Source organism: Arthrobacter sp. Dra40, from assembly GCF_059091905.1.
This window is the reverse complement of record NZ_JBNHHB010000006.1, coordinates 64017-88962: the sequence shown is the minus strand read 5'-3', so window position 1 is coordinate 88962 and position 24946 is coordinate 64017. Positions and strand designations below refer to the sequence as shown.

Sequence of the window (24946 nt, the reverse complement as noted above, 5' to 3'; positions counted from 1 at the left end):
AGGGCGGGCGGCCTTCTTCGGTCCGTCGAAGGCGAGGTGACCCCCGAATGGCACCCGCGACAGACCTGGGAGCGCTGACAGCGGCTCGTGACAGGCCGGCATCGTGGTGCTGGCATGGATGCCAGCCGTTATCGACTCCTGCGTAGAGACCGGCTTCGGTCGGCTGCGCAGCTGATGACTCGATTCGACGGGAGAAGCGAGACAACTACACGCTGAACAAGCAGATCGAGAAAGCCGAGAAGGTCGCCAACGGCACCCGCCCCCTAAAACAGGATCGGTTCGTGACGCTGACCGGCAAGAAACCTGGAGCCGACTGGGCCCTCGTGGAACGGGCCCGCCAGCTCCTGGGGTTGAAGGGGTACGTGACGAACCTGCCGAAGGCTATCCAGTGGCTCCGGCCTGATGGCTCCTCTCCACCGACGCGAGGAACGGCCAATGTCCCTCAACCGCATTTCCGACGGACCGCAAATACGAGAAGACTCAATCAGTCAGCGGCAGGGTGGGGATTGGATGGGTGCCCGTGGGGGTCTTGGGCCCACACTCCGCACCATGTCGAGCGCGAGCGTGACATATCGCTGGGCGAGCTCTTCTGATGTCAGGGTTCCGTCCGGTCGGTACCAGTTGGGGACGCCGAGGCACATGCTGAGAATCGCTCGGCTTGACTCGCGGGGGAGAAACGTGGCAAAAGTGCCGTCGGAGCACCCACGGTCGATGCATTCGGTTACGAGGCGCTCGATGTAGTCGCGGCGCTGTGCGTAGTATGAGTGATTCTCGGGTGTTAGGCTACGCACCTCGCGGTCTAGAAACGCGAGATCGCGGTGCTGAGTGATGTACAGCATCACCGCCTCAACTAGCGCGGCAAGGCGGGGCCGTGGCTCGTTAACGGCCTCAGCAATGGCCTGGTTGACCATCGCTTCGAGGACGTCCATTGCGTGGGTCAACAATGAGGTGAGAATCGCCTGCTTGTTCTCGTAGTGGTAATAGAGCGCCGGTACGCTCACATTCAAGCGTTTTGCGATTGTGCGCACAGACGTCGCGTCATATCCGCGCGTAGTGAACTCGTCCAGCGCAACTTCCAAAATCCCAGGGAGCGTCTTCCCGGGCCCTGTTAGCAGGCCCATAGTTTCTCCTCCGCCGTGAGTAAGTGTTCGCGATTGCGGCAATGGTCGCGTTCCTACCCCCGCCGCGCTTCCAGCTTATATTAGTGAGCGCTCAGTAGACACGACGGTGGGGCGCGATGCGGCCGGCAGTTCGGTTACAGACGCTTTGGCATTGGTCGAGCCGCTCCGGGGGACGTCTCTGCGATCGGCATTAGTACCCCGCGCCCGCTTTTAGCGGGACGACTACGGCCTCTACACGAGATATAGCGGGATCCTCGGGCTTGCGGCCCAGGCCAGGGAGCACGACGACGGAGTAGCACGCCGCCATCACGAAAGGTGTAGTTCAGTACGGTAACGCCCTCGGCATCATCTTGTCCGCTTCTGTGCAGCGCGCCGGTGGATGAATCGCCGGGCGGAGTCACTGCGGAGCGGGGCCCGACCTCACCGCCCGCGCACGTCGACGGGCGGCCCACTGAAATGTTCCAGGACCGCCTTCGCAGGATCCGGGAGTGCACGAGGGCGGCCGGTCGAAACGTCAACGAGCACGATCGATGTTGCAGCAATCGCGCACTCAACTTCTCCGTCACGAACGCTGTAGGCGATATCAAAGCTCGATCTCCCCACCCGTGTTACCCATGCGGCGACGTCGACAGCCGGGACGTTCGGCCCGATCGGAGCTCGATAGGCGATCTCCTGATAACCAATCACGATCCCGGCCCCTTCGCCCGCGAGACTTTCCACCGAAGCTCCGAGCGACTCATCCTGAAAGATCCGGAGACGGGCGAGCTCGATATAGGTCAAGTAGACCGCGTTGTTGATGTGGCCGAAGCGGTCGACGTCCGAAAATCGCACCTGCATGGGTACGATAAGTTCCACAAGTTCTCCTACGTTTCTAGAGGCGAGACGGTGGGCTCATGCCGGCAAGTATCCGCCCGTTGTGTGAAATCGTATTCACGTGGAGCCTATGAAATCGTATTCACCGCGGGTCGTCAACCCCACGGGGCCAGAAGACAGTTGCGGGCCCCGGGGGGGCGCGGAACATTATGGCGGGGGCGCTTCCTAGTACGGCTTGGTCCCATGGCCGGAGCGGGCACTGCATTCCGCGCAGGCGTGGGGCTCGGTCTCCTTGGGTGCGGTGCGCGGCAGACCTTCCCATAGTGAATATTTCGAGCAGCCCCTCTGTGGCCACCACGACCGAAATCCTCGCCGCGGTTGTCCACAGGTGCCACCGTGCAGGATCGCGTGGTAGTGACTTTCGTGGAGGTGGGCCGATCGCGGAAGCTGGCGCGGCGAACTTGAGCATTTGTATGCATCTACCGAGCAAGACGGGTAAGAATGGGCTGGAGGTTTTGCCCGCCGAACATGCTGCGGAGAGGACACGCCATCTATGGTGTCCCCGGGTACAGCGTTCAGATCATTTGAGGCGCCACCCGCCAACGATGGCAACGGTGATTGAAATTACAGCGGACAACAGCAGGGCCAAGCTCATGTGCACTTGTAGCAGGAGGGCACCGACGGCGGCGCCGGCCAGGATGAGGACCACCGATGCAGCGCGCCGGAACCAGGGCTGTCCCTTCCCGCCTGCGAGACGGGATTCAGATGCGAGTGCCGTTAGCGTGGAGGTGACGACGACTGTGGTTACATCGGTGACGGCGACCTTGCGGGCAGCGCTGGCTTGAAGCCCCATGGCGGCGCCGATTGCTGCCGCAACCCCTATACCCGCAGGGGTCTTGTCTAGTGGGCCGGCAAGGAACGGCACAAGGGCGAGCATCCCCAGGAGCAGGCCAACCGCCACGAAGACCCATCCGGCAGGTCTGCTCCATCCGGGTTGGACGCCCAGCAGCGAGCGCCCACCTACGACGGCTCCCAGCAGAAAACAGACCAAGGCAAGGACGGGGCCGAGAACGGGCAAGTCCTCGGCCCCCGTCAAAGCCATGCCCAGAATCACCACGTTGCCGGTCATATTGCCGGTGAAGACTTTGTCGAGACCTAGGTAACCCACGGCGTCGACGACTCCGGTGGAGAAGGTCAGGGCCAACATCAATGCCAACTTAAGGTTGGAGCCGCTTGCGGGGAGTCTCCTCGGGGCGCCCCGCCGTGATTTGATCGCCCCGGTCTGTTCGGTCAGCGCGCCGCCAGCACTCATCTGGTGCCTCGTTTGCCAAGAGCTACAACCGACCCAACGCCGTCTGCCCGGGGATCGCTTCCGGTTTCAAAAGCCCCCTCCTCGCTCTGCGACACGACGTTCGCGTGACCGATCCAGTCCGTCCGAGGCGGAACTTCCCGAAGGGGGAAGGCATCAGCGGCCAACGCATTCTTGACGACGGAGGCAACGTCTTCTTCAACGTAGATTGTATCCGGGGTATCTGTACCGCTTACTGCGCCAAGGATCCAGCGGGGCGCGGAGACGGCTTCTTGAGGGCTGAAACCCTGGAGAAGCTTTAGCAGCAGGTGGGCGTGGATCTGCGGCTGGCCCTGGCCGCCCATGGTGGAGTTGACCCACCGGATTTCCCGGTCCTTGCATACCAGGACCGGCATGAGGGTGTGGGCCGGCCGCTTTCCCGGCTGAACGAAGTTTGGAGAGTTCCGATCCAGCGAGAATGACATTCCCCGGTTCTGCATGAGAATACCTGTGGAGGGTTCCAGCACCGCAGACCCGAATCCGTGGTACACGCTTTGGATGATGGACACCGCAAACCCGTTGGAGTCAGCCGCAGCAACGCCGACTGTGTCGCCGGTCGGTACGAACGCTGAGCCAACGGCCGCAAGAAAGCCCTCGCGGGGTCGTCCCAGACTTTCCACGAGCTCGTCAAATTCGCCGTTTTCGACGTTCAGACCCGAGTGCCGGGGGTCGGCCAGCAGCGCTTCGCGTTTCTGGGTCCCGTTTAGGAACAACCGGGCCAACGTAGCCGGCTCCACGTCGGCCGGGGCTGTGTCGGCGATGGCGCGCAGGGTACGCAGCAGCAGGAATCCTTGGGTGTTGGGCGGGCTGGTGAAGACGGTGTGGCCAGCGTATTCCGTTGTGATCGGTGACGTCGTTTCGGCTTCGTACTCGACCAGATCGGTCAGGCTGATGGGGCAGCCGAGTCGGCGCAGCCCGGCAACCAGGTCGGCCCCGAGGGAGCCTCCGTAGAGCGCGTCCGGTCCTTCCTGGGCGAGTTGCTCCAAAGACGCCGCCAGTTGTGGTTGTCGCAGGTTCTCGCCCTGCTCCAGGAGCCTACCGTTGGGCTTGAACAGGGCGGCTGAGCCTTGGTCTTTAGACAGTACGGCCTCATTTTCGATGATGGCCTCAGCCAGGGACCGGGACACCGGGACGCCTTCGGCCGCGTAGCGGATGGAGGCGGAGAACTGTGCTGGCCAATCCAGTCGGGCGCCGAACTTGCGGATTTCCTGCCATCCGCGCACCGCACCGGGAACCGTGATGGTATCCACTCCGCGTTCCGGGAGGGCGGTTTTGTAATGCTGTACCAGCCGTTCAGGGTCCTGCTTTTGGGGGGCCGGCCCGGTCGCGTTAATGCACGTCACGGCCCCGTCTGGAGTGCGGATAAGAGCCACAAGGTCGCCGCCGACGGCGGTGTTGTGCGGGTAAACAACGGTTAGGACGGTGGCGGCGGCAAGTGCCGCATCGATTGCGGTTCCCCCGTTGGCGAAGGCTTCTTCTCCAGCCAGGGTGGCGAGCGTGTGGGGCGCGGCAATGGCGCCGGTTCCGGCAGCGTGACGATTCATCTGGTGCGATCTTTCGACAAGGATGACGCGAAGACTAAAGGATCTTCGACAAGAAGGAGGCGGTGCGGGGATTCTGGGGGGCGTTGAATATCTGCTCCGGTGCCCCGGTTTCGATGATCTGTCCGTCCGCCATGACGATGATGCGGTCGGCGACCTCGCGGGCGAACCCCATTTCGTGGGTGACCACTACCATGGTCATGTGGTCGGAAGCCAGTTCCTTCATGACGTCCAGGACCTCGCCGATCATTTCGGGGTCCAGCGCGCTGGTGGGTTCGTCGAAGAGCATCAGCTCCGGTTTCATGGCCAGACCGCGAGCGATGGCGACGCGCTGCTGCTGTCCTCCCGAGAGCTGGGCCGGGCGTTTGTCGGCCTTGTCAGCCAGACCGACACGGGCGAGCAGCCGGTGTGCGTCGTCTATTGCCACGGCCTTGTCGATCTTGCGGACGCGGACCGGGGCGTGCCAGATGTTCTCCAGCACTGTCATGTGCGGGAAGAGGTTGAAGTGCTGGAAGACGAAGCCGATCTCCTCGCGCTGTCTGGCCAACTGCTTCGCGGAATCTTCGACCAGCTTGCCGTTGCCCAGCTTCCTGTAGCCAACCCGGTTTCCATTTACGTATAGGTCGCCCGAATCAATCCGTTCCAGATGGTTGATGGTGCGCAGAAAGGTGGTTTTGCCGGCACCGGAAGGACCGATGAGTACCACGACCTCGCCGCGGCGTACTTCTGTGCTGACATTGGTGAGGATCTGGCGTCCGCCTAGGGACCTGCAGACGTCCTTGGCGCTGACCAGCACTTCGGGTGCTTCGATGGAGGATGAGGTGTCAGGCATGGTCGGCTCCCTCGAGGACGAGTCGCTTCGGTGGTTTCGGTGACAAGGCCTTCTTCAGCAGCGAGCCTGAAGACCCGTTGCCCTGGCCGATTTGGCTGTTTAGCCTGCGTTCGATCGCTGCTTGGATGAAGGCCCAGAGCGTGGTCAGGAGCAGGTAATAAATGGCCGCGACGATCAGGATTTCGAAGGTCTTGAAAGTGGCAGAGCTGATGGCCTGCGCGACCAGGAACATCTCACTGACGCCGATTATGCTCAGAACCGAGGTGTTCTTCATCAAGCCATTGAAGTTGTTGCCCAGGGGGGGAACGATGATGCGCATGGCCTGGGGAAGAATGATCCAGCGCATGGCCGCTCCCGGACGCATGCCGAGGGCCATTGAGGCCTCCGCCTGGCCCTTGTCCACCGAAGCGAGCCCGGCGCGGACAATTTCCGACACGTAGGCGCTTTCGTTGATGACCAGACCCAGGACAGCGGCCTGGACGGCCGCGAGGATATTGAAACCCATGAGGCTCACATCCTCAAACTTGAACAGTCCGAGGGCCGCGAAACCGAGGTAGATGATCATCAGCTGGACCAGCAGTGGGGTGCCGCGCACGATCCAGATATAGCCGGCAGCAAACCAGCGTAGCGGCGCATATCGGGAACGGCCCAGCAGGGCAATTGCGGTTCCGACGACAAGGGCGAGAGTCATGGCGACGACTGAGATGGCGATGGTCAGGCCCAGCCCGGCCAGGAAGGCCGGGCTGGGGGTGAAGAGGCTTTGAAGGAAGAATTCCCAATCAAATTGCATGAAGGTGTGCTTTCAGTCGATGTGGACAGGAAGCACGTCCCGGTGGAGGGACGCCGCTAATTCTTGATGGACATGGGTTCCTGCTTGAACTTTTTCAGGACCTCGTCGTAAGTGCCGTCGGAGATGAGAGAGTTCAACGCCCCATCGATGGCCCCTTGGAGTTCTTTATTGCCCTTCTTCACAGCCGCACCGATCCGGATGGTTCCGAAGGGTTCCCCTGCGACCTCAAAGTCGGCGGAGGCTTCATTCTGGTAGTGCAGCACCGCGGTGGAAGTGCCTGCGTAGGCATCGACTTGGTTGGTGAGGATCATCTGCATGGCGCTTGGGGTGTTGTCGTTGTTCACGATTTTCAATTCGGGCTTGCCTTCCGCGGCGCAGGCAGACTGCTGCTCCTGAGCAAGCAGAGCGGCCGTGGTTCCGATGGTAGCGACCACCTTGGTGCCGCACAGGCTGTCGTCCATCCCGGTGATTCCCTTGGGGTTGCCGGCGGCCACGGCGAGAGAGGAGCCGGACATGATGTAAGGGACAAAGTCCACGATTTCTTCGCGTTCGGGCTTCATGTAGAGCGATGACATGATGACGTCACACTTGCCGGCCTGGAGCGCCGGCACGATTGAGGCGAACTTGATATCGACGAATTTGGTCTGCAGCCCCAGTTGCTTGCCAATGTTTTCTGCGAGTTCGACCTCCACACCAACCGGCTTCTGGGAGGCATCGTAGCTGTAGTATGGCGGCTCGCCTCCACTGAGACCCATGCAGACAGCGAGCGTGCCGGCAGCCTGCACGACCGGCGGGGAGACTTGGGCCTCGGCGGTGTTCCCCACGGCCGTTGGTGTGCTGCATCCTGCGGCAAGCAGCACCGTTGCCGCCGCCGCCGCCGACACGGGTAATGAATGGAACTTCTTCGTTCGCGACATATGGTTTTCCCTTGTCCGATAAACCGATGGTAGGACCAAGGCGAATGTGACGTGGTCCACTTGGGAATGGTAGTGGGACTTTCAGCTGTTGCAAACCCCTGCCGAAAATGAAACGGCAGTGTTACTGTGAAAAGCGTTGGACCGTTTCATTCTGGTCCGACCAGAGGAGGGTCAATGGACTGGGCATCACTTCGTACGACAACTTTGAGCCGATCGGATTCCTTGGCGCTGACTTTGGAGAGGCTGATCATCTCCGGGGAAGTTGGAGAGGGGTCACGCCTTCCACCGGAGCGCGAACTGTCTGCCGAGCTTGGTGTGTCACGAACGTCCTTGCGTGATGCCTTGAAATCGCTGGAACTGAAGGGGCTCATCGACCGAAGCCCCGGAACGGGCACTGTCGTGATCGACCCGCAGCGATCTCCGCAGGCTAACGTCTTGGCCTCAGGCCTTGATGTGGAGTCAGCCTCCCTGGCTCAGGTTATGGACGTTCGCGCCTGCATCGAGCCTCCGGTAGCTTCAAGAGCCGCTATGAACGCGAGCAAATTGGAAGTGGTGCAGTTACGCAACCTGCTGGATGAGATGAAAGCCGCCCAGACACCAAAACAGTTTGCCGAGCTGGATAGGATATTCCACCGCGGAATTGCCATCTACACCCATAACCCGTTGTTGCCACGGCTGCTGGACCGCATCACGGAGATCATCGAGGTCAGCAGGGGCGACAGCTACTTAACGCCCTCACGCCAGCGCTCATCGTTGGCCGAACACGCAGCCATCGTTGAGGCCATAGAGTCTCGGGATCCCGCCGCCGCATACGAAGCGGCTGACCGCCACATCCGGTCGATTCAGAGGCGCTTCAACGCAGAGCCGGCGACGCGCCGCTGAGCTCTGGCTAACAAGCCGCGAAGGTCGGGCGCCGTTCCGTCTCCCGGTTCGAACGCCGCAAGCAGATCGGCCAGATCGGCGAATTGTGCAGGCCCCTCACCAGGCCCTATTCAACAAGCCGATACTCCACGTCATGTAAAAGCTGGCATCTCACTTCGAGTCTTCAGCGATTAGGAAGGGCGGGAGATGTCCGGAACGGTGGGACAAGCCGCGTGTACCCCTGCTATAGCGCGGAGCTCTCAGGGGCCGCTTTTCTCTTGCGGTTGATGAGGCGCAGAGCAGCTAGGACTTCTGCCATGTCTTTGCCACCGAGCCCTGCTTCCATGGCTTCGTCGAGAACTCTGTAAGCCGCCTCTGAAGCCGGAAGGGTGAGTTGCTCCCGACTCGCAAGATCCAGGGCTAGGCCAAGATCCTTACGGATCAGGGCAACAGGAGCGGCTACACCGGCCGTGTCCGGAGAAAGGAATGCTTCCCTCTTGTACTGCACGTAGGGAGCGCCGGCCGCGCTACTAGCCAGAACATCGTAGAAGACCTCTGGGTTTAGTCCGCCTACTTCGGCGATGAGCAACCCCTCAGCGACGGCTTGGCTAAGACCGGTGAGGACAGCGTTGACCGCGAGCTTGGCGGCTGAGCCTGAACCGACGGGACCCGTGTGGAACTGCGCAGCGCTCATTGCGCTGAGAATGGGACGAATATGCTCAAACTGCGTGAGCGCCCCCCCCACCATGGACGAGATCGTGGCAGCTTCAGCCATGGAGACGCTGCCAGAGACTGGCGCGTCGACGATGTCGAATTCACAGGCAGTCGCCAATTCACGGACCAGTTCCGGCCCAACCGTGCCCATCACGACGTGAAGATGGGTCCTGGGGGCATCGGCTAGCCCATTCACCACAAACTCGCGAGTTGTCGCTCCATCAGGCAGCATGCTCATGGTCAGCGGGGCTTTGGTAAGTTCGTCGGGTGAATTCACGATCGTGAGGCCGTCGATAGTTTGATTTAGCCCAGGATCGTAGGCGAGTACCGTGTGACCCGCCCGTGCGAGGTGACTAGCCATAGGGCGACCCATTCGTCCGAGCCCTGCGAATCCGATTAGCACAGGAACGCTCCTTTGGCTTGCTGAGTCGTATAGCGTACTTCTGGCTGACATGCCCGCGAATTTGGGCTACTAATCGGTGGCACTGGCTGCTCCTAGATTGCGGTGGACCGCGGGTCATTGCGGACCATGAGTGGTGCTGTTCAGTATGATTGTGCAACGGCCGACCCTGTGTCAACTAATAATAAACAGCATGGGCGCGAAGCAGCTGAGCACGCTAGTTGACCAGACGAGGCGGCACGGAGAACTATTCGAAGCGAGACGTACAGTGGGTGACGTGAACCGAAACGAAACAGCCGGCGGAGCCCGACTCCTTGGAGGCCGGCTACGAGAAGCGAGGACGGCTGCCAATGTGTCGCTGCGGGAAATGGCGCGTCGGGTGGGAGTATCCCCGAGCTTTATGTCTCAAGTGGAACGGGACCTTGCTGCTCCTTCCGTAGGAACCTTATACAGCATCGTTTCGGAGCTTGGGCTGAGCCTTGACTCGTTGATGCAAGACCGGCAGACATCGGATGCTGGATCCTCTAATGCCGCTTCGGACGAGGCAACTGCAACCAGTTCGACATCGGAAGCGGTCGACGAAAACGTCCCTCCTGATGGTGTTATACATCTGCCGGACGTAGGGAATTTGCCGGGTCTACAGCGGGCGAATGAGCGTCCTGAGATTTTTTTGGGAGGCGTCCGGTGGGAACGGCTTACGCCGGACGATGATTCCCAGGTTGAGTTCCTACGGGTGACTTACAGAAGCGGCAGCGAGTCATGCCGGCCGGACAATCTTGCCCATCACGGTGGCAAAGAATACTTTCATATCCTGTCCGGGCGATTAGATGTGCAAGTGGCCTTTGCCCGGCAGACGATGTCCCCTGGCGACAGCATCAATTTCGACTCATCGATTCCACACCGTTTGAGTAACCCATACGCTGAGGAATGCATTGCTATCTGGTTTGTAGTCGGGCGACACTGAGGTAATAAGGGCCCCCTATACCTCCGAGCGCTTCGGCCGGCGCCCTAGGGGACCTCGCGCCCGGCGACGCCTGCACAACTGGGAACGGCCGCGCCAAGGAATACGCTGCATACCGTGATAAGCGTCGAAGGCAGGACTGCCAGGCGCTTCGAGCCCTTCGCGAGTCCTTCTAGCTGCTCCAAAGCCTTTGTCTTAAGGCACCCAACGCTTGCCGGAAGTTATCCCTAGCTAGTACCGGCTTGTATAGTTACAGTTGACATGACTGTGCAGTACTGATTACTTTGAAGCGATGGCGGTCTACGCAGGTGCCGCGTCCGCCTCATCTGTAGCGGCTGCCGCGTTGCCAGAGTTGACACCGAAGGATAAGACCTTGATTACTGAAACAACTGCTGTGGCCGTTTCCGACCTGCAGAACATGGAACAGAGGCGCTACGAGGCCATGACGAATCAGGATGTGGAAACCTTCCGGTCCTTGTGTCATCCCGATCTTGTTTACACGCATTCGAATGGTGATAGGGATTCCCTCGACTCCTACCTGCAAAAGTGCCGGTCCGGCTACTACGTTTACCACCGGATCGAGCATCCCGTAGAGCAAATTATTGTCGTCGGGGATACGGCAGCCGTCGTCGGCAGAATGCGGGCAGACATCACCGCAGCCGGTAAGGAAAAGCACCTGGACAACAGCTCGCTGGCGGTCTGGGTGCGGGTTGAGGGCGAATGGAAACTTTTGGCCTACCAGCCGACGGTCCTCCCTGCAGACTAGCGCCCACCGTACACATCATCTAGCACTCCGGAGCTAAAAATGAGTTTGGAATTCACCCACACGACCCTTGCCCAGCGCGTCGCTTTTGGCACGGGCAAGGCCGCCGAGAACCTTGCCGCTGAAGTGGACCGTCAGGGAGCCCGGCGTGTAATGCTTGTCGCCGCTGAGGCAGAAGCCGACATTGCCCGCAGCGTCTCTTCTCACATTCAGATCGCTTTGGAGTACAACGACGTTGTTATGCACGTCCCTGTTGAGAAGGCGGAGAAAGCTCGTTCCGCGGCTTTGGACGCCCAAATTGACCTGATCGTTTCGGTCGGTGGCGGTTCTACGACAGGCCTGGCCAAGGCGGTTGCGCTGACTTCGGGTCTGCCCATCGTCGCTGTGCCCACAACGTATGCAGGTTCCGAGGCGACCAATGTCTGGGGGTTGACTGAGGCGGCCCGGAAGACCACTGGTGTAGACGACAGGGTGTTGCCGGCTGCGGTTATCTATGACGCAGAGCTCACCCTGTCTCTGCCTGTTGAGATGTCCGTTGCTTCTGGGCTCAACGGTATGGCTCATTGCGTGGACTCGATGTGGGGCCCGCGCGCTGATCCCATTAATCAGGCGTTAGCAGCTGAAGGCATTCGTGCCCTGAACTCCGGGTTGCTCGGCATCGTCGCCGATCCGCGTGGCCGTGAGGGCCGGGAGCAGGCGCTTTACGGGGCCTACCTGTCTGCCGTTGCCTTCGCTTCGGCCGGGTCCGGGCTGCACCACAAGATCTGTCACGTGCTCGGAGGTACTTTCAACCTCCCTCACGCTCAAACCCACGCGACAGTGCTTCCGTATGTGTTGGCCTTCAACGCGCCCGAGGCACCTGAAGCGACGGCTCGTATCGCAGCTGGCTTCGGAACAGGCGATGCCCTTGAAGGGCTCCAGATTTTGCGTCAAAAGTTGGACGCGCCGAAGGCTTTGGCAGACTTTGGATTCAGTGCAGATGGGATCGAGGAAGCCGTGGAGGTCGTGCTGCCCGCAGTCCCGACGAATAACCCCCGTCCGGTAACCCAGGAAAACCTGACGCTTCTCCTGCAGGCCGCTCTCAAGGGGGATGACCCACGAACACTGTCTGCTCCGGTACTGGAAGGAGTCCGTCCATGAGCGACAACGTCTCCTACGATACGGGTGCTCTTGCTCCTTCGGGATCCGAGGTCTCGACACAACAGCATGTTGTCGAGGAACGACTCACCGCCAATGTACTGCAAAGCTTTGCGGATTGTGCCGATCCCCGGCTTAGGGAGCTGATGCGATCGTTGGTGCGGCATCTGCATGCATTCGTCCGAGATGTTCGCCTAACCGAGGGCGAATGGAACAAAGCGATCGAGTTCCTGACCGCGGTTGGCCACATCACGGATGACAGGCGTCAGGAGTTCATCCTCCTCTCCGACGTACTGGGAGTATCGATGCAGACTATCAACGTGAACAACGTGGCTTACAAAGACGCGACCGAGGCCACGGTGTTCGGACCGTTCTTTGTTGACGACGCCCCGGAGATCCCCATCGGAGGGGACATCGCGGGCGGCGCCCCCGGCCAACCCTGCTGGGTTGAAGGCACAGTGCGAGATACCGAGGGGAGACCGGTGCCCGGTGCGCGTATTGAAGTCTGGGAAGCAGACGAAGACGGCTTCTATGACGTGCAATACTCTGACGGCCGGGTCGGCGGACGCGCCCATCTGTTCGCTGATCAGGACGGACGGTACAGCTTTTGGGGGTTGACGCCCACCCCGTACCCCATTCCACACGACGGTCCCGTGGGACAGATGCTCGCAGCTACGGGCCGCTCACCCATGCGCGCAAGTCACCTGCACTTTATGGTAACCGCTCCCAGACTGCGGACCTTGGTAACGCACATCTTCGTCCGGGGCGACGAACTCCTAAAATCCGACACCGTGTTCGGTGTCAAGGAATCGCTGATCAAGGACTTCGACGAACAGACGGGCGAAACGCCCACGCCGGATGGCCGGAATCTCGGCGGCCGTAATTGGGCGCGAGTCCGCTTTGACATCGTTTTGGCACCCGCTGAGGTTTAGATGGTCAGCGCACCGGTATTGCTGAATGCCGGTGCGCTGTTGGTGCCCTTGCCCTGAATTAGACTCCTCTTAAGCTTGGCGTCTACAGCCCACGCTTCTTCCAAATCCGCACATTGCCTGGGCCGAAACTTGTCGAAGCAGTGCACTACGTGTTGCGGCGCCGGTTTTCAATTGCTTGGCGCACGATCTTCTGTTCCTGCAGGCCAATTGTGACCTAGCGCAGGAAGGTTCTCGGCTCAAGCCAGGGGAGTAAGCCGAAGCCGGAGAGCGGGTACTCTGGCAAGTTTCGCGGACTGCTGCTGCACAAGATGCTGTTCACTCAGGCAGCGGGGCCCGAGGCGGTTGAATCTTAGCCCTGGCTTATCCCTGAGGTGTTTGCGACGGCCTCTTCCGGCGGTGACGAGGACGAACTGCGCGACCTACAAGGACAGCATGGCCGATCCCTATAGGTCGCGCGAGTTCTACTTAATGCAGTCTGCGTCAGCGCGGTGGTCAGTTGAACATGACTCCACCATTGACGTCGAGGGTCGCTCCGGTGATGTAGGACGCCCGTTCCGATGCCAGGAACGCTACCGCGTCAGCGATGGTGGCGGGCGGTCCCGCATAACCGAGCGGGATCTTCGCCCATTCGATGTTCTTCATCTCGTCGAACGAGATCCCGCGCTGTTCAGCTTCCACTTGCAGAGCGCTGCGATGCATCCCAGTATCGATGTTGCCCGGCGCCACTGCGTTTGCCCTTATACCCTTTTCTGCCAGCTCTGCTGCCAGGCACTGAGTCAGACTGATGACTCCAGCCTTCGAAGAGCAGTATCCGGAGAAGTATGCATGTCCGGCGCGGCCCCACCAGGACGCTATCGTCACAATGGATGCGCCGGCGTGCTCTGGCATAAGAGGGATGAGCGAGCGGGTGCAGAGGAATACACCGCGGAGATTCGCCCCATGCACCTCGTCCCACTGGTCGATCGTCATCTGCGTGACCGGGGTGGCATCCTGAACGACTCCGGCAATCAAAGCCAGAACGTCGACCCGACCGGACCATGTTTCGACAGCGGCGCGCATAGCTTCGACGGAATCCGGTGATGCGACGTCACACACCAAGGCGAGGACAGGGGTGTTCGGGAACTCGCTCTGGATGCTTGCCGCGGCCGAATCCACCAATTCCTGATTCATCTCGCAGAGGACGAGAGCATGCCCTTCTTCAGCGAAACGGGTGGCGGCGGCGCGGCCGATACCCCCGGCTGCCCCGGTGATTAGGGCAACAGAAACGGAGGAATTGATTGGCTTCCCGGTCACACCAACACCATTCCACCGTCGATCATGATTACTTGGCCGGTGAGGTAGTCAGAGTCCTTGGAAGCCAAGTAGAGCGCTGTTCCGACAATATCTTCGACCTGAGCCGGGCGTCCCTTCAGAATTCCTTCAGAGAAGTCTTTCATGGCCTGTCCCGGTTTCTCTGAGTCGCCGATCTCCATAAGGTCGCTGTCGAGCTTGGCCCACAGGGGAGTGTCCACTACTCCCGGAGCGAATGCGTTGACAGTGATGTCATGCTCTGCGAGCCCTCGAGCGGCCGCTTGCGTCAGGGAGATCACTGCCGCCTTCGAAGCCGAGTACGGCGCAAAGCTTGGGAATCCCTGCCGGCCTGCCATCGAAGCCGTGTTAATGATCTTGCCTCCGCCGCCTTGGGCCATGAACTGCTTTGCGACCTCCTGCATTCCGATCAAGGTGCCCAAGGCATTGACTTCCATGATGCTTCGGAAATTTTCCTCAGTAATGTCCAGAAACTGCAGGGGGCGATTGAACCCTGCATTGTTGAACCAAACGTCGATGCGTCCAAAGGCCTCAACGGTCGCGAGGACAGCTGCCCTCACCTGTTCCCGCTTGGCAACGTCAGCCTGAACGGCGACGGCAGTTCCCCCGTCGGCCTGGATGCTCTCGGCAGCGGCCTGAGCCGACTCCAAATTCAGATCTGCAATAACAACCTTGGCGCCTTCAGCAGCCAAGGACTTGGCAATGCCAAGACCCATGCCGCTGGCGGAACCTGTCACGACGGCAACTTTACCTTCAACCCGTTTCGTCATCCCTCTTGTCCTCTCCTGATTTATTGCTTTCATTTCTCGGGCCGAGCGGCGGCCCAAAATCATACGGCGGTGTAGCCGCCGTCTACCGGGAGGATTGTCCCGGTGATCCAGCTGGCGTCGGGACCTGCGAAAAATGCGACAGCCCCCGCCACATCTGATGCCTCACCCACGCGGCCCAATGGGTGGGAGTCCTCGACTGCTTTCCTGCGCCCTGGATCGCTCAAGTAGTCCTCGGTCATGGAAGTACGTACAAATCCCGGAGCGACTGCGTTTACCGTGATCTGATGTGAGGCCATTTGGAATGCCAAGGCCTTGGTCAGCTGGTTGATTGCGCCCTTGCTCATGCAGTAGTGCGCTCCGGAATCGCTGCCTACCAGGCCGGCGATGGACGAGATGAACACAATTCGTCCGCCCTCACCCTGTTCACGCAGAATCCGGGACCCTTCGCGAGCCGTCCACCAGGCACCCTCTTGATTTACCCGTGTTACCCGCTGGAACGTCTCGAAGTCTTCTTCGGGCAGGTGCACAGGCGGCTGGGGAGATATGCCTGCATTGGCGACGATGACATCGAGGCGTCCGTATTCGTGCAGCGCGGTCTCGTAGAGGGAGATAACAGAAGCGCTATCAGTTACGTCCGTGCGGTGGAATAGCGCCTTCCCGCCCCGTTCCTTTATCAGGCTCTCGGTGGACTGAGCTCCGTCAAAGCCGGGCGAATGGGGGTCGGGGCGAAGGTCAGCACAGACGACGTCAGCACCGTCCTGAGCGAGGCGCAGTGCGATGGCACGTCCATTGCCGGAAGAAGATCCGGTAACGACTGCGACTTGTCCGTCGAGGTTTCCGGTAGTCATGAGGCAGCCTCCACAGCTACTCGGTTTCGGGTGGCCGCTAACTTGCGTTGTCGTCTGATCCCGGCCAGAACGAAGTCAACCGTGATTACGGTGAGCAGGAGGACACCGGTCAGCAGTTCTGTAACGAACGATTGGGCACCGCTGGCAGCCATCCCGGCTGAGAGAACGGAGAGGATGAGGACGCCCAACACGATGTTGATGATGTCGCCCCGTCCTCCATACAAACTGATTCCGCCGATCAGGCATGCGGCGACGGCGGTAAGCAGCAGGGTGCCGAAGCTGTCGGGAGTTGCCGAGGCCCCCTTCAGGCTGGTCAAAGCGCCGGCAAGGGCAGCTGTTCCTCCGGAGAGCGTGAAGGACACCATCAGTGCGCGTTTGACCGGTACACCTGCGGCAGCGGCTTCGTTGCGGGCTCCGCCAATTGCGTAAACTTCACGGCCCCATCGAGTCCACGCGAGGAAAATGCCAATGGCGACGATTACGGTGACCGCGACGAGCGACGCCGGGGAGAAGATGCCGAAGCGAAGCAGGAGGGGGTCGGTGGCGCGGAAGTTGGTTAGCGTCACTGGCCCACCGCCTGCTACCAGCCATGCGGCGCCACTGAAGAGGATCAGTGTTCCGACGGTGAAAACCATCGAATTGATGCCGAGTTTGGCGATCAGGAAGCCCTGCAGCAGGCCCAGTAGAACCCCTGTCATGGTCGCGATAACGATACTGGGCAGGAGTCCCAGATCCCCGACCTGAATGGCGATGACACCTGACAGAACGGCCATGGAACCGACTGACAGGTCCAACTCCCCGCAGATCATCGTGACGGCCAGACCGGCGGCTACGATGCCGACCAGCGAGAGACGCTCAAGGGATGCGTACACCGCTGCGGAGCCCGAAAATGTGGGCACCATGATGAGCAGGACTGCTGCGACGATCAGGAGGACGCCCAATTGAAGGCCGTAATTTCGGCCGATGAGGTTGAGTGATCTCATTTGGCTGCCGCCTTTCGAAGTATGTGGAGGGCTGAGACAACGATCACGACCAGCAGCCCGACACCGAGTATGCGCAGTCCCGTGGGGAACCCGTGTAGCAGCATGATGTTTCCCAGGACCACAATGATCAGCGCGCCCACGGCCGAGCGAATGGGGGAACCTTCACCACCTTGGATTGCGGTTCCTCCTACGAGTACGGCCGCAACCGTGTCGATCGTCAAGTTCGAGAGATCGTTCGAAGTGACTTGACCCAGTTGGCCTGCAGAGAGAACACCGGCTACCGCCATGCCGAGCGACATGATCGCGAAGGCCCAGATCGTCGTGGAGCGGATCGAAATTCCGCTGATCTTTGCTGATTCGCGGTTGTACCCGACCAGTGTGATCCTGCGTCCCGGAACGGTCCTATCCACGATGAACCAGACCAGCGCAGTAAAGATGAAGAACACGTAGACGGGCAGCGGTAGCCCCAGGAAACTTCCTGTAGCAATCCAGCCGATGTCGGCACTATTTGCAGTGACGACGCTGCCGCCCGTGAGGAATGTGACTATGCCGTAAATGATCGAGCCCGCCGCCAGCGTGGTGATGACCGGGTTGAGGCCCGCCGCCACTACGAGCGCCTGAATGACGCCTACAACCAGGAGCGTACCGACCGACACGAGCAGAGCGAGGGGCAGCGGCCACCCCGCTGCCGCAGTCGTCAGGAACAGGATTGCGGCAAGCATGGTGGACTGCGAAGCACCGAGCGAGAAAAAGTTACCCGAAAGCGTGATCGGGGTCATGCCCACCGCAACAATGCCCACGATGGCGGAGTTGATCAGGATGGCCCGCGCATTGTCGAAGGTCAAGAAAGAAGGAGTCGTCAACGTAGCCAAAACCACGAGGACCAAGAGCAGCAAGGGCAGACCCCACCGGGAAACCGTCTGGACCACCTTCTGGCCATTACTCTGTGCTCGAACTGCCGCTGCGCGGGTTGTCTCCGGGCGGGACGTAGTGGTGGTCATGCGGGCACCTCCTCGTTCTGCATGACTTCACGGACCAGCGATTGTTCCGTCCACTCCTCGCAGGGGCGGAAGGACGAAAGGGAACCACGGCTGAAGGTTCCAATCACGTCGCATAATCCAAAGATCTCGTTGGTATCGGATGAGGAAACGACGACTACCAGTCCTTCATCGGAAAGTTGACGCAGTTTTCGGTAGATCTCTGATCGGGCACCGACATCCACCCCACGCGTTGGTTCTTCCACCAGCAGTACCTTGGGTGAGATGCCCAGCCATTTCCCTAGCACAACCTTTTGCTGGTTGCCGCCGGACAGGGTCCCCACTGTCGATCCCAAGCGAGCTCGATCGATTGCGAATTCTCCGGCGATCTGGGCAGCCTGGGCCTTTTCACCTCCGGCCGAAACCACTCCGAGGGAAGAGACCCGCTCAATCCAAGGTGATGAGAGGTTTCGTTGAATTGAGGCACCTGCGAATATGCCGTTCTTCTTCCGGTCTGCGGAACAGTACGCAACGCCGGACAGAATGCCTGTTCGACGCGAGGTCAGCTGCATGGGCTCTCCGTCAAGCAAGGCCCGGCCGCTTAGGACCGGAACGATGCCGGCCAGAGCCTGTACAAGCTCCGAAGCGCCTGATCCGAGCTGTCCTGTCAGACCGAGGATTTGTCCGCGGTGCACCTCGAGGTCGACGGGTGCCTTAAGCCCTGGAACCGTTAGCTGCTCGAGGCGTAAGGCGACTTCGCCTTCACGCTGTCCCCGCTCTGGATACATGTCGCCCAGCTCGCGGCCCAGCATCATTGTGATGACTTTGTCCACATCCAGATCCGCGACGTCGACAGACGAATGACTCTGGCCATTGCGGAAGATGGTCACGCGGTCGGCAATCTCGAAAACCTCGTTCAGCCTGTGCGTCACGTAGACGATGCTTCGACCTTCGGCCGCCAGGGTGCGGACCACGCCTAGCACCCGCACAATTTCGGCATCCGAGAGCGCCGCAGTGGGTTCGTCAAAGATGACGATCTTAGCGTCTCGAGCCAAGACCTTCGCGATCTCCAGGAGCTGCATTTCCGCTACTGAAAGATCCTCGACCAGCGTCCGGCCGTCGATGTGTCCGAGTCCTACCCGTTCAAGCAGACCCGCCGCGTTGCGGTGCAGCCGCTTAGGACTCCACCACACCGGGGCGTCGCGTTGACCCAGAACGAGGTTCTCGGCAACGCTCATGGTACCGACAGTGCTGTATTCCTGTTGGACGACGGAAATCCCTGCCAGTTGGGAGGCGGCTGAAGAAGCAATGTCCTTCGGCTCCCCGTCAATCTCGATGGTCCCCGTGTCGGGGCGAACAAGCCCGGACAGCACCTTGACAATGGTGCTCTTTCCCGCACCATTTTCACCCAGCAATGCCATGACTTCACCGGGGCGGAGTTCAAAAGTAACGCCGTCGAGAGCCTGGACCGCGCCGTAACGTTTGCTGATGTTGCGGGCGGATAGACGGAGCGGCACGTTGTCGGCCATCGCTTCTACTTTCTCGATGTTGCTGTGATCGGCGGTGGCCCCCGTGAGCTGACGGCCACCACCATTTCTCTGGGTGGTTAGAAGACCAATTCCTCGATTCCGAGACCCCAAATCTTGAAGCTGGCGTAGTCCGACGGCAGAATCGGCGGGCTAGGAATGAACGTGGCGTCGAACGGGGCTTCGGTAGTCAATTCGGGCTTCACCTCGTCCGGGGAGATGGTGGTCTCCCCGCTCTGAGTTGTCCCTGCCGCGAGGTATTTAGCCGCAGTGTCAACCGCCAGTTCACCCTCGATTACGGGCGACTGAACGACAGCCGAATAGATCTTGCCGTCACGCAGGGGCTTCTTGTCGCCCGAGTAGTCGCCGGCGATGATGATTACATCTTTGCCAGGTGCCAACCCGTTCTGCTCCAGGGCTTTGATAACCCCGACGGCTACGTTGTTCGAGTGAGCATAAATGTAGTTGATGCCCTTGCTCTTAAATTTAGGGATAATCTGGCTGGCCGCTTCGAAACCGCCCTGCGCGTCGACGGTAGGAGCCGGTTCGGAAGCGAGTTTGTTAAACGTGTCGCCTACGGCATTGGCAAATGAAGATGTGCGATCAGTTCCGGCCTGGTACCCAGTCGGAAAGGAAATTTCGATGAGATTTGGCTTGCCTTCCGGACCGTCAAACTGGGCTCCCGCGGCCTGCTCCTCTTCGACGGACTTCAGCGCCATTTCGCCCGCTGCAGTCCCTATCCCGAGGTCGCTTACACCGGCGTAGGCCGCGACGAACTCTTTGCCAGCCTCCGGCACGGATTGGTTGAACTGGATGACAGGCGCCTTGGCCGAGAGCAGCCTGCTGGAATTTACTCCAGCCTCGGCGCTGGCAGGCCAGTAGAGAATGGCCGCGGCATCTTCGCCGGTGGCGAGCCATTGCTGCACTTGCTGGTCTTGTTCATTCTGGTCGAAATTGTTCTCCACAATCTTGACCTTGTAGTTGAGTTCCTCCGCCTCCGCTCTAACCGCATCGGCGCCGGCACCAAGGTAAGAGTTCGCGGTACTGGGCATGAAGACGACCAGGGACTTACCGTTTCCGTCCAGGGACCCGGTTCCTTCAACGGCTGCAGCTGCACTGTCAGCGGAACCTGTACTGCCGCATGCCGACATTCCAAACATGAGTGCAACTCCAGCTGCAGCTGCAACAATCGGACGCTTAAGAAGCATCGTCGATCCCTTCTGAAAGTTTCTCTAGGAGCCCTCCGCCGGACCAGTTCGCGGCATCGCAGATGTGCTGGGCTAGTGAACACAATCACATCTTGGTTCACGCAATGTCAAGTAGGAGCACACTTATGTTCACTATGTGTCCTGCCACCTCCCCGAGGGACTCCAATGGGTCCTTGGCCTGAGGCTAGAATGCCTCTCGTGCCCGCCAATACCGCTGTCTGACCCTGCTACGCACGGCTTCGTCACTTACAGAGAACACGGACGCATGCAGTGAAAATCACCACACTTTCGTGCATAATGAGTGCTCACGCTCAATGCGCGGGGCGCGGTATCGAGCAACGAAAGCCGACGCCTGTAAACTGGACGTCAACATTGATCAACCAACAGGTGACAGGCAACTGCTGAGGGACACGGAGGAAGCGGCCAATGGCAATTGCCGAAAAACTTAGATCGAGCGAAGCCTTGGGCGCGCGCATCCGAGAAGCGCGCAAGAGGTCGAGAATGTCGCTGCGTGAGCTCGGCAGGCGGGTAGGCGTCTCCGCCAGTTTCGTTTCGCAAGTCGAGCTGGGCAGGGCAACCCCGTCCATAGGTACTCTCTACGCGATCGTGTCGGAACTGGACCTTTCCCTGGACGCCCTCATGGATAACAGCGCGATCCGGGCTGAATTCGAACCCGGTGGGGAAGCGGCAATCGGATCGAGTCACGACGTCGAAATGCCACCGATCCATCGAGAGATGCCGGGGCTGCAGCGGGCTAGTGAAAGACCTCAAATCAACATCTCCGGGGTCAAGTGGGAGCGTTTGACGACCACGGATGACCCCTTGGTCGAGTTCTTGCGTGTCACCTACACCGCTGGAAGCGAATCATGCGGCCCCGAGGATATGATGAGGCATTCAGGGCGCGAGTATATCCACATTCTTTCTGGGCGATTGGATGTGCAGGTAGCTTTTGACCGGGCGGCACTTGAAGCAGGAGATAGCCTCAATTTCGAGTCATCAATTCCGCATCGCCTCAGCAACCCATATGACGTGGACTGCGTAGCTTTGTGGACTGTTGTCGGCAGACACGGTTACGCTCACCCGCGCGATCTATCTGCGCAAATTCAGGGAGAGCTGTCCACACTGGACGAATCGCTGCCCCCGGATCATTATTCCGCGTGGACATCTGCACAAGGGGCGGGATTGGGGTAGCGCTGCGCTTGATTTGGCTTTTCAGCTCGAAAGAACCGCGCTGAGCCTCCCGCAGGTGCACAACGGATTACGCCGATAACCTACCTTATGACAAGTAGAACAGTGATTATTGCATTTGATGCGAATAGACGTGTCCCCTGTTCCATCAGGTTCCTGCGGCATTTTGGCGCACTTGGGAGCAGGGACCGCTGAGCATGGTCCCACCACTGGATCTTGTGGACTGAAGCGAGTGCGTCGCGCACAGCGGCGTGTTGGGCGGTTTCGCGCACCTGCGCTTCGTATGCGGTTTGGGGTCGTGCTGCTCGCGCTGGGCAGGGATTCCTGCTATTCGGCAAGGGTTTCGGCCAGTCGCCAGGCGGTCATAGGGGATTGCCTGAGACTGCCGTCCACTACCTCGTCAACGCCGATCCACTCATGATCGGTATCCCCCCTCGTAGTTGTTCTGGCCTCTGGCTGGTTCTAGCGGCCCAGCACTGGTCCGGTCTCCGCGCCCCGTGCTGCTGGCGGGCCGCGGTCTTTTCGAGTGCGGACGGGGCCGCCGAGGCAGGGCGGACCGGCCATGCCGCGACGTCCGATGTCCGCCGCGCGACCGGCCAGTACCGACACCGGCTGACGGGCTCTGCCGGACCAGAACCGGCTTTGACGTCGTCGCGGTGAACGGTGGCTGTTGCTCAGTGACCAGGTACCGGTGGCATGCCCGACGAACCTTGACTAAGTGGGACGGGAAAATCGCCGAGGTGATGGCCGGAATTCTGCGCGCCGATTCGTCGTCATCGATGACATTGGCCTGCTGGCTGTGGCCTCCGACGCCGTTGAAGGCATCTACAGGGTCGTCGATGCCGCCAGAAAAAACGCAGTGTGGCAGTCTCAATGCTCGTTGTTCAGAGCGCAGTTCTTGGGCGAGAGACCGCGACGATGCCTTCTCCGACGTGTTGGGCGGGAACAATCGTGTGCTGGGACTTCGCAGCCTCTACTGCTGCCATGGCGACGGCAGCGGCAGGTTCTGGGTGCCGGTGAAGCCGGCTGCGGCGAGGAGCTTCGCTTCGTGCCATTCCTTCGCGGCCTCCACGAACCTTTGATCTGTGAGGTGCTCACTGCCGGCGCCGTTGAAGTTCGCTGTCGTTTCTTCCCGCAGATGCTCGATCGTGGGGCCGTTGATCCCGTCCTTGCCAATCAGGTGCATGCGCTCCTTCACAACATAGTCGGCGGCTTCGACGTCCTCCGGTGTCCTCGCGTCGTGGGCGCTCTGTCAGTCGGCCCAGCGGGCCCAGACTGGGCTGGCGTAGGTTCTCTGGCAACCCGATCGCGGCCCGTTGCGACCGTTGTCGAGAGCCACGGCCCCGCACGCAAGAGCCGCAGGGATCAGCGCGGTCAGCGCCTGACCGGTCCCAAGCGCACCAGCGCGGATCCCCGCCCGGAACGGGTGGTGGCTGATAGGCCGTCTTCGTGCACTTTCACAGGCCATCGGGAATCATGCCACCGAACCGGTGGCATGATTCCCGCGGCGGTCCGCTGGGGGCGGCATTGGGCGTGTGTTCCTAGCCTTGTTGCTGCGACGGCGTCCAGTTCGATGATGTGTTTGGAACGTGCGAACCGGAGATAATGCCAGGCCCGGGTTATTTGGTGACCTTGCCCATCCGGGCGGCGATGGGGGTGGTGAACAGCGGTTTGGTGAGGAACCAGGCCCCCGCGATGGCCACCAGAGACAGCAGGAAGACGGCCAGCCCCCACCAGTCCACGACGTCCCGGGAGGTGTACATGTGATTCAGGTTCCTTAAGGCCCCGGTGAAGAACACCAGGAACACGTGCACGATCGTGAACCCCACGAAGTAGAGCATCACCGGGAAGTGCACAGCCCTGGCCCACTCCACCGGATAGATCCGGTTGAGCCTTTCGGCCTTCTCCGGCCACCAGGTGGAGAATCGCAGCCCGGATAAGACCGCCAGCGGGGCGGCGATGAACACAGTGGCGAAGTACGCTGCCACCTGCAGTGCGTTGTAGTGCACCCATCCGTCCTCGGTGGGCCAGTCCAGGGAGGCGTACTGGATCGCGCCGGAGAGCATGTTCGGGACGATGTCCCAGTCCGTGGGCACGATCCGCATCCAGTGCCCAGTGGCGAAAAGCAGCACCACGAAGGCGACCCCGTTAGCCACCCAGAGCACGTCCAGCACTTGGTGCAGCCACTGCGACAGGGAGACCTTTTTCGGGACGTTGCCCTTTGGAGAGAAGAACGAGCCCTTCTTGGCGGTCCAGTACCCGGGGGGCTTGCGTTCGGTCCGGACCTGCAGGCCGGTGCGGATGATCAGCACAATGAAGAACATGTTCAGGAAGTGTTGCCAGCCCAGCCAGGCCGGGATCCCCGCCGGGGCGGCCTCGGGCTGGGAGGCGTGCCCGTCATAGGTAGCGATGAACTGCTGGACCGGTTCCAGGGTCCGGGCCCACCGGGCGGCCAGCACGACCACGAGGGCGAGCAGGACGAACCCCGCGACGGTCGCCACCGGCCGCACCCAGGCAGGACGACCCCCACCGTCTCGGCCATCTCCGGTGCCCAGTGTGTTCGCGGTTCCCGTGGCCTTTACCGCGGGCGGGGCGGCGGCCCTCGAAATCGCGGTCGGCGCCGAAGCACTGCTCGGGGTGGGAGCCATTGGTGTTGCCATCCGAGTTGCCCTAGGCGCATCAGCGGGTGCAGTGACCGCTCTGATCCCTGCACCTTGGCTCGTTCGGAGACCTGTGGCAGGCGAGGATTCCTCTGCCCCAGTCTGATTAGGGGCGGATGATGGGGCACCCATCCGCTGACGGGCCGGAGCCTTGCCAACCTCCGTCGCAGCACCAGAGGCCGGGGCCGCGGAACCGGCTTCGGCTGTCGGGGCACCTGTGCCTATCCGAGTCCTGGTCGGCGGGAACTGCGAGGCGATTCGAGTTCCCTGCGCCCCCTCCACCTGCACTGCGGAGTCGGGGAGCTGAGCACCTGCTTCGGTTCCAAGCCCTGCCTGCTGCTGCAGCTG

Annotated in this window: 23 protein-coding genes and 1 pseudogene; 7 read left to right on the top strand and 17 right to left on the bottom strand. The window is 60.6% G+C overall.

Translation table 11 applies throughout. The features are described 5' to 3' along the window. Window positions 1–179: 179 nt before the first annotated feature. Window positions 180–377, top strand: a pseudogene (locus tag AC5RWT_RS05015) (IS1634 family transposase); the annotation flags it as partial. 111 nt (window positions 378–488) lie between these two features. On the opposite strand, the gene AC5RWT_RS05010 reads toward AC5RWT_RS05015, so the two are convergent. The 7 genes from AC5RWT_RS05010 to AC5RWT_RS04980 form a co-directional block, all read right to left on the bottom strand. Beyond that, on the bottom strand, window positions 489–1121 hold the full coding sequence (locus tag AC5RWT_RS05010; protein ID WP_494079400.1) for a TetR/AcrR family transcriptional regulator: 633 nt from the start codon (window positions 1119–1121) through the stop codon (window positions 489–491). A gap of 420 nt (window positions 1122–1541) precedes the next feature. Further along, window positions 1542–1976 (bottom strand): acyl-CoA thioesterase, encoded by a 435-nt coding sequence (locus AC5RWT_RS05005; protein ID WP_494079399.1) that lies wholly within the window; start codon window positions 1974–1976, stop codon window positions 1542–1544. A 538-nt stretch (window positions 1977–2514) separates the two neighbouring features. After that, the gene (locus AC5RWT_RS05000; protein ID WP_494079398.1) at window positions 2515–3141 is read right to left on the bottom strand and encodes a YoaK family protein; all 627 of its coding nucleotides are present in this window, start codon (window positions 3139–3141) and stop codon (window positions 2515–2517) included. Window positions 3142–3242: 101 nt separating this feature from the next. Next, window positions 3243–4826, bottom strand: a complete 1584-nt coding sequence (locus AC5RWT_RS04995; RefSeq protein WP_494079397.1) for a gamma-glutamyltransferase family protein — start codon at window positions 4824–4826, stop codon at window positions 3243–3245. Between the two features lie 34 nt (window positions 4827–4860). After that, window positions 4861–5655 (bottom strand): amino acid ABC transporter ATP-binding protein, encoded by a 795-nt coding sequence (locus AC5RWT_RS04990; protein ID WP_494079396.1) that lies wholly within the window; start codon window positions 5653–5655, stop codon window positions 4861–4863. Beyond that, window positions 5648–6445, bottom strand: coding sequence for an amino acid ABC transporter permease (locus AC5RWT_RS04985; RefSeq protein WP_494079395.1), 798 nt, complete (start codon window positions 6443–6445; stop codon window positions 5648–5650). The genes AC5RWT_RS04990 and AC5RWT_RS04985 overlap by 8 nt, the downstream gene beginning before the upstream one ends. 56 nt (window positions 6446–6501) lie before the next feature. Next, window positions 6502–7422, bottom strand: coding sequence for an ABC transporter substrate-binding protein (locus AC5RWT_RS04980; protein WP_494079394.1), 921 nt, complete (start codon window positions 7420–7422; stop codon window positions 6502–6504). A gap of 114 nt (window positions 7423–7536) precedes the next feature. Here AC5RWT_RS04980 and AC5RWT_RS04975 point away from each other — a divergent pair, with 114 nt between their 5' ends. Further along, entirely contained in the window at window positions 7537–8244 is a 708-nt protein-coding gene (locus AC5RWT_RS04975) for a FadR/GntR family transcriptional regulator (RefSeq protein WP_494079393.1), read from the top strand. 223 nt (window positions 8245–8467) lie between these two features. Here AC5RWT_RS04975 and AC5RWT_RS04970 read toward each other — a convergent pair whose 3' ends face one another. Further along, window positions 8468–9391, bottom strand: coding sequence for an NAD(P)-dependent oxidoreductase (locus tag AC5RWT_RS04970; protein ID WP_494079392.1), 924 nt, complete (start codon window positions 9389–9391; stop codon window positions 8468–8470). A gap of 94 nt (window positions 9392–9485) precedes the next feature. Here AC5RWT_RS04970 and AC5RWT_RS04965 point away from each other — a divergent pair, with 94 nt between their 5' ends. From AC5RWT_RS04965 to AC5RWT_RS04950, 4 genes are all read left to right on the top strand, one after another. Next, window positions 9486–10301 carry a helix-turn-helix domain-containing protein gene (locus AC5RWT_RS04965; RefSeq protein ID WP_494079454.1) on the top strand — a complete coding sequence of 272 codons (816 nt, stop codon included), beginning with the start codon at window positions 9486–9488 and terminating at the stop codon, window positions 10299–10301. A 289-nt stretch (window positions 10302–10590) separates the two neighbouring features. Beyond that, window positions 10591–11064, top strand: coding sequence for a nuclear transport factor 2 family protein (locus tag AC5RWT_RS04960; RefSeq protein ID WP_494079391.1), 474 nt, complete (start codon window positions 10591–10593; stop codon window positions 11062–11064). A gap of 39 nt (window positions 11065–11103) precedes the next feature. After that, the gene (locus AC5RWT_RS04955) at window positions 11104–12201 is read left to right on the top strand and encodes a maleylacetate reductase (protein ID WP_494079390.1); all 1098 of its coding nucleotides are present in this window, start codon (window positions 11104–11106) and stop codon (window positions 12199–12201) included. Next, window positions 12198–13130 (top strand): intradiol ring-cleavage dioxygenase, encoded by a 933-nt coding sequence (locus tag AC5RWT_RS04950; protein ID WP_494079389.1) that lies wholly within the window; start codon window positions 12198–12200, stop codon window positions 13128–13130. Before AC5RWT_RS04955 ends, AC5RWT_RS04950 begins: the two co-directional genes overlap by 4 nt. 492 nt (window positions 13131–13622) lie before the next feature. Here the strand turns inward: AC5RWT_RS04950 and AC5RWT_RS04945 are convergent, their stop codons facing one another. From AC5RWT_RS04945 to AC5RWT_RS04915, 7 genes are all read right to left on the bottom strand, one after another. Beyond that, window positions 13623–14423, bottom strand: coding sequence for an SDR family NAD(P)-dependent oxidoreductase (locus tag AC5RWT_RS04945; RefSeq protein WP_494079388.1), 801 nt, complete (start codon window positions 14421–14423; stop codon window positions 13623–13625). Beyond that, complete coding sequence (locus AC5RWT_RS04940) at window positions 14420–15208, bottom strand: SDR family NAD(P)-dependent oxidoreductase (RefSeq protein WP_494079387.1); 789 nt, start codon at window positions 15206–15208, stop codon at window positions 14420–14422. The genes AC5RWT_RS04945 and AC5RWT_RS04940 overlap by 4 nt, the downstream gene beginning before the upstream one ends. A 59-nt stretch (window positions 15209–15267) precedes the next feature. After that, on the bottom strand, window positions 15268–16056 hold the full coding sequence (locus AC5RWT_RS04935; protein ID WP_494079386.1) for an SDR family NAD(P)-dependent oxidoreductase: 789 nt from the start codon (window positions 16054–16056) through the stop codon (window positions 15268–15270). Then, entirely contained in the window at window positions 16053–17039 is a 987-nt protein-coding gene (locus tag AC5RWT_RS04930) for an ABC transporter permease (protein WP_494079385.1), read from the bottom strand. The genes AC5RWT_RS04935 and AC5RWT_RS04930 overlap by 4 nt, the downstream gene beginning before the upstream one ends. Beyond that, entirely contained in the window at window positions 17036–18040 is a 1005-nt protein-coding gene (locus AC5RWT_RS04925; RefSeq protein WP_494079384.1) for an ABC transporter permease, read from the bottom strand. Before AC5RWT_RS04925 ends, AC5RWT_RS04930 begins: the two co-directional genes overlap by 4 nt. Further along, on the bottom strand, window positions 18037–19545 hold the full coding sequence (locus AC5RWT_RS04920) for a sugar ABC transporter ATP-binding protein (protein WP_494079383.1): 1509 nt from the start codon (window positions 19543–19545) through the stop codon (window positions 18037–18039). The genes AC5RWT_RS04925 and AC5RWT_RS04920 overlap by 4 nt, the downstream gene beginning before the upstream one ends. A 77-nt stretch (window positions 19546–19622) precedes the next feature. Beyond that, on the bottom strand, window positions 19623–20594 hold the full coding sequence (locus tag AC5RWT_RS04915; RefSeq protein ID WP_494079382.1) for a sugar ABC transporter substrate-binding protein: 972 nt from the start codon (window positions 20592–20594) through the stop codon (window positions 19623–19625). A 582-nt stretch (window positions 20595–21176) separates the two neighbouring features. On the opposite strand from AC5RWT_RS04915, the gene AC5RWT_RS04910 reads away from it, so the two are divergent. Then, entirely contained in the window at window positions 21177–21941 is a 765-nt protein-coding gene (locus AC5RWT_RS04910; protein WP_494079381.1) for a helix-turn-helix domain-containing protein, read from the top strand. Window positions 21942–22911: 970 nt separating this feature from the next. Here the strand turns inward: AC5RWT_RS04910 and AC5RWT_RS04905 are convergent. Both AC5RWT_RS04905 and AC5RWT_RS04900 read right to left on the bottom strand, forming a co-directional pair. After that, a complete protein-coding gene (locus AC5RWT_RS04905) occupies window positions 22912–23124 on the bottom strand; it encodes a hypothetical protein (protein ID WP_494079380.1) in 213 nt (70 codons plus the stop codon). A 433-nt stretch (window positions 23125–23557) separates the two neighbouring features. Then, window positions 23558–24439 carry a cytochrome b/b6 domain-containing protein gene (locus AC5RWT_RS04900; RefSeq protein WP_494079379.1) on the bottom strand — a complete coding sequence of 294 codons (882 nt, stop codon included), beginning with the start codon at window positions 24437–24439 and terminating at the stop codon, window positions 23558–23560. Window positions 24440–24946 lie beyond the last annotated feature (507 nt).

What these genes read in the sequence shown, in the direction of transcription:
- AC5RWT_RS04975 (WP_494079393.1), top strand. Translation starts at nt 7,537, where the DNA reads ATGGACTGGGCATCACTTCGTACGACAACTTTGAGCCGATCGGATTCC.
- AC5RWT_RS04970 (WP_494079392.1), bottom strand. Translation starts at nt 9,391, where the DNA reads ATGTCAGCCAGAAGTACGCTATACGACTCAGCAAGCCAAAGGAGCGTT.
- AC5RWT_RS04995 (WP_494079397.1), bottom strand. Translation starts at nt 4,826, where the DNA reads ATGAATCGTCACGCTGCCGGAACCGGCGCCATTGCCGCGCCCCACACG.
- AC5RWT_RS04940 (WP_494079387.1), bottom strand. Translation starts at nt 15,208, where the DNA reads ATGACGAAACGGGTTGAAGGTAAAGTTGCCGTCGTGACAGGTTCCGCC.
- AC5RWT_RS04935 (WP_494079386.1), bottom strand. Translation starts at nt 16,056, where the DNA reads ATGACTACCGGAAACCTCGACGGACAAGTCGCAGTCGTTACCGGATCT.
- AC5RWT_RS04955 (WP_494079390.1), top strand. Translation starts at nt 11,104, where the DNA reads ATGAGTTTGGAATTCACCCACACGACCCTTGCCCAGCGCGTCGCTTTT.
- AC5RWT_RS04960 (WP_494079391.1), top strand. Translation starts at nt 10,591, where the DNA reads ATGGCGGTCTACGCAGGTGCCGCGTCCGCCTCATCTGTAGCGGCTGCC.
- AC5RWT_RS04925 (WP_494079384.1), bottom strand. Translation starts at nt 18,040, where the DNA reads ATGACCACCACTACGTCCCGCCCGGAGACAACCCGCGCAGCGGCAGTT.
- AC5RWT_RS05000 (WP_494079398.1), bottom strand. Translation starts at nt 3,141, where the DNA reads ATGTTGGCCCTGACCTTCTCCACCGGAGTCGTCGACGCCGTGGGTTAC.
- AC5RWT_RS04985 (WP_494079395.1), bottom strand. Translation starts at nt 6,445, where the DNA reads ATGCAATTTGATTGGGAATTCTTCCTTCAAAGCCTCTTCACCCCCAGC.
- AC5RWT_RS04915 (WP_494079382.1), bottom strand. Translation starts at nt 20,594, where the DNA reads ATGCCCAGTACCGCGAACTCTTACCTTGGTGCCGGCGCCGATGCGGTT.
- AC5RWT_RS04990 (WP_494079396.1), bottom strand. Translation starts at nt 5,655, where the DNA reads ATGCCTGACACCTCATCCTCCATCGAAGCACCCGAAGTGCTGGTCAGC.
- AC5RWT_RS04905 (WP_494079380.1), bottom strand. Translation starts at nt 23,124, where the DNA reads ATGCACCTGATTGGCAAGGACGGGATCAACGGCCCCACGATCGAGCAT.
- AC5RWT_RS04930 (WP_494079385.1), bottom strand. Translation starts at nt 17,039, where the DNA reads ATGAGATCACTCAACCTCATCGGCCGAAATTACGGCCTTCAATTGGGC.
- AC5RWT_RS04910 (WP_494079381.1), top strand. Translation starts at nt 21,177, where the DNA reads ATGGCAATTGCCGAAAAACTTAGATCGAGCGAAGCCTTGGGCGCGCGC.
- AC5RWT_RS04920 (WP_494079383.1), bottom strand. Translation starts at nt 19,545, where the DNA reads ATGGCCGACAACGTGCCGCTCCGTCTATCCGCCCGCAACATCAGCAAA.
- AC5RWT_RS04965 (WP_494079454.1), top strand. Translation starts at nt 9,486, where the DNA reads ATGATTGTGCAACGGCCGACCCTGTGTCAACTAATAATAAACAGCATG.
- AC5RWT_RS05010 (WP_494079400.1), bottom strand. Translation starts at nt 1,121, where the DNA reads ATGGGCCTGCTAACAGGGCCCGGGAAGACGCTCCCTGGGATTTTGGAA.
- AC5RWT_RS04950 (WP_494079389.1), top strand. Translation starts at nt 12,198, where the DNA reads ATGAGCGACAACGTCTCCTACGATACGGGTGCTCTTGCTCCTTCGGGA.